The following is a 3,881-nucleotide window of genomic DNA, read 5'->3' as shown; positions in this document are numbered from 1 at the left end:
TGAGCAATTCCATTTGGAATAAAAAGAAAGAAGAAAAATAAGCAAAAAATACGCATAGCTTAAGGAATATTGAATAAAAAACGCTCTGACAAATATATTCCTTTTAGACAAAAATTGTACCGAATATCTTCAAATTTATGAGCAATGTCATTTTCTAAGTTTGTAACTTTGCTCCAGTTGAAGTTTTATACAATTTCGAAACTTTTAACTTTAAGATTTAAACTCAAATGGAATGATTTATCCTAAAATACCTTTGGCTCAAAGCATTATTGAAATTTGTCTTGCCAAAGGAATCAAAAACATAGTAATTTCTCCAGGTTCGAGAAATGCACCTCTAACCATAGGATTTGTAAACAATCCCGAATTCAACTGCTACAGTATCGCCGATGAACGTTGTGCTGCTTTTTTTGCACTCGGAATTGCCCAACAAATTCAAAAACCCGTTGCTGTGGTTTGCACTTCAGGTTCGGCATTATTGAATTATTATCCCGCCTTTGCCGAAGCATTTTACAGCCAAATTCCACTAATCGTGATTTCTGCTGATAGACCTCAAAGTAAGATTGATATTGGTGACGGTCAAACTATTCGTCAGGAAAAAGTATTTAAAAATCATTCATTGTATAATGCCAATCTTACAGAAGAAGTTTCAGTTAAAAATGATTTAAAAATCAACAAAGCTATCAATAAAGCTTTTGCCAAAAGAGGTCCCGTTCATATTAATGCGCCTTTCGAAGAGCCACTTTATCAAACTGTAAATCAATTAGATGTCAATGTAATTATTGCTGATTATGTTCAAGAAAACAAAGAAATTTCTATCGAAGGATTGAATGAATTTGCTAGTATTTGGAGTGCGTCAGAAAAGAAATTAATATTGATTGGAGAAAACAGTCCAAATGAAATTGATGATAAAATTATTGATTTGTTAGCCAATGATGTTTCCGTTGTTGTAATGACCGAAACTACTTCGAATCTTCATCATTCTTCCTTTTTGAATAACATTGACACAATAATCACACCCTTTTCGAAGAAAGATTTCAAGAATCTCCAGCCAGATATTTTGGTTACTTTTGGAGGAATGGTAGTTTCTAAAAGGATAAAATCATTTTTGCGAGAATACAAACCTAAGCACCATTGGCATATCGATTCATTAAGAGCTTATGACACTTATGGTAGTTTGACGAAACATTTTAAAGTTCAACCTAATCCGTTTTTTAATCAATTTTTGCGTTTTACTATTCCAATAAAAAGCAGTTATTGTTCAACTTTTCAGAAAATAGCAACTTTAAGAAAATCAAAACACCAAGAATATTTAGATAAAATTCCTTTTTCAGATTTCAAAGTTTTCGAAAAAATAATTCCTTCTTTACCACAAGATTCGATTTTGCATCTTAGTAACAGTTCTGCAATTCGGTATGCGCAATTATTCAAAATAGATTCGTCAATTTCGGTTTTTTGCAATCGTGGAACTAGTGGAATTGATGGTAGCACTTCAACAGCAATTGGTGCGGCTGTAGCCAATAAAAAACAAACGGTTTTAATAACTGGGGATATTGGTTTTCTCTACGACAGCAACGCTTTGTGGAACGAATATATTCCGAAAAATTTTAAAATTATCCTCATCAATAATGGAGGTGGAGGTATTTTTAGAATTTTGCCAGGTCACGAAGAAACTCCAGTTTTTAATAAATTTTTCGAAACTTCGCATTGCTTGACTGCTGAGCCTTTGGCTAAAATGTATGGTTTAAATTATAGCATTGCAAGTGACGAAATAAGTTTAGTAAATAGTTTGAAAGCTTTTTATGCCTTTAACGACAAACCAAATATTTTGGAAATTTTTACGCCAACAAGAGAAAATGATAAAATTTTGCTGCAGTATTTCAGGGAGTTAGAGTAATTGTGCAGTTTTAAAGTTAAATTGCTTTTTTATATAGTATTAGTCACTGTTCAATGGTGAATTAGTTGATAATTTTGAATTAAAATTTTATAATATGGATATTGAAATATTAGCTCGAATACAATTTGCTTTTACAATTGCTTTTCATTACATCTATCCTCCGTTAAGTATCGGAATTGGGTTGATAATGGTAATTTTTGAAGGACTTTATCTTAAAACTGGAAACAAGGATTACGAAATATTGACCCGCTTTTGGATTAAACTTTTTGCTTTGACTTTTGGTATTGGCGTTGCCACCGGAATAATTATGGAATTCGAATTCGGAACTAATTGGGCGGTTTATTCTCGCTATGTTGGTGATATTTTCGGGAGTGCATTAGCAGCCGAAGGCTTATTTGCTTTTGGATTAGAAAGCACTTTTCTAGGAATTTTGCTTTTCGGATGGAATCGAGTAAAGCCTTGGGTGCATTTTGTATCCACTTTAGGAGTATTTCTGGGGTCTATGTTCTCTGCCGTTTGGATTGTAGTAGCCAATTCTTGGCAACAAACTCCAGCAGGTTATCACATTGTTGGAACAGGTTTACACGCTCGAGCCGAAGTGACTGATTTTTGGGCAATGGTTTTCAATCCTTCAAGTGTAGATAGAATCATTCACACTTGGCAAGGTGCTATTTTGGCGGGAGCTTTCTTAGTTTTGAGTGTACATGCTTATTATATTAGAAAAGGACGCTACTTAGAAATATCTAAAAAAGCTTTCAAAATTTCTTTAATTGTTGCTACTATTTTTTCACTTACTCAATTAGTTTCAGGTCACAGTACGGCTAATGGTGTAGCTATAAATCAACCAGCAAAATTAGCGACAATGGAAGGGCATTTTTCGAAAAATTCGCCTGCCGATTTATATCTTATGGGTTGGGTTGACAAAGAAAAACAAACTACGACTGGTATTAGTATTCCAGGTGGATTATCATTTTTAGTTCATCAAGATTTTCAAGCTCCCATAAAAGGTTTGAATGATTTTCCGGTAGAAGACAGACCGAGCCAGATTAATGCCGTTTTCCAGTTTTATCACATTATGATTGCCATAGGAATGGCATTAATTGGGCTTACATTATATGCTAGTTTTTTATGGTGGCGTGGAAAATTATTTGAAACAAAATGGTTAATGTGGATTTTTTCTTTCTCAGTTATTTTGCCCCAAATTGCCAATCAAGTGGGTTGGTTCACTGCTGAAATGGGAAGACAACCTTGGGTAGTTTATGGATTATTAAGAACCAACAAAGCATTCTCACAAGAAGTAGCTTCCAATCAAGTTGTGTTTTCACTGGTTTTGTTTACAGTGGTTTATTCACTTTTGTTGGTCTTGTTTTTATATTCGGTGAATAAAAAAATAAAACACGGTCCTTATGACGAAATTCAAGAACCCTCAAAAACTAAAAACTTTTAATCTGAGCTTATGGAAACTTTTTTAGGAATAGATTATCCAACCTTGTGGTATTTGGTAATTGGATTATTATTTTCGGGTTATGCTATTTTAGAGGGATTTGATTTTGGAGCTGGTGCTTGGCATTTGTTTTTTAGAAAAGACCTCAGCCGAAGAATTGCTATCAATGCTATTGGGCCAGTTTGGGATGCTAATCAGGTTTGGTTAGTAATTGGCGGTGGTGCCTTATTTGCAGGATTCCCTGTGATGTATGCTACGATGTTATCGGCAATGTACATTCCGTTTATGTTGTTTTTAATGTTTAATGTGCTGAGAGCTGCGGCAATCAAGTTTAGAAGTGCCGAAAAAATGCCTTGGTGGAGACTAATTTGGGATATTATTTACAGTGTTTCCTGCATTATGATTGCTTTTTTGCTTGGTGTTGTTTTGGCAAATATTTTGCAAGGTTTTGCTTTAGGATCTAATTTTACCTATCAAGGAGGAATCTTTTTTTCTTTTTTGAGTCCTTACTCTATAATGGTAGGTTTCACTACACTTTCTATT

Annotated in this window: 3 protein-coding genes; all 3 read left to right on the top strand. The window is 34.0% G+C overall.

Annotated elements, in window-relative coordinates; all coding sequences use genetic code 11:
• Positions 1-232: 232 nt before the first annotated feature.
• Entirely contained in the window at positions 233-1,894 is a 1,662-nt protein-coding gene (gene menD / locus PHC28_RS16745) for a 2-succinyl-5-enolpyruvyl-6-hydroxy-3-cyclohexene-1-carboxylic-acid synthase (protein ID WP_300103292.1), read from the top strand.
• 94 nt (positions 1,895-1,988) lie between these two features.
• Positions 1,989-3,341: a cytochrome ubiquinol oxidase subunit I gene (locus PHC28_RS16740; protein ID WP_300103290.1), complete on the top strand. Its 1,353-nt coding sequence runs from the start codon at positions 1,989-1,991 to the stop codon at positions 3,339-3,341.
• Between the two features lie 9 nt (positions 3,342-3,350).
• The coding region (gene cydB, locus PHC28_RS16735; protein ID WP_300103289.1) for a cytochrome d ubiquinol oxidase subunit II at positions 3,351-3,881 on the top strand (531 nt) is incomplete at its 3' end.

Origin of the sequence: Flavobacterium sp. (genome assembly GCF_028712645.1) — a bacterium.
GTDB lineage: Bacteria > Bacteroidota > Bacteroidia > Flavobacteriales > Flavobacteriaceae > Flavobacterium.
Note: the sequence above shows the minus strand (reverse complement) of the source record. Positions and strands in the feature narration are given on the sequence as shown.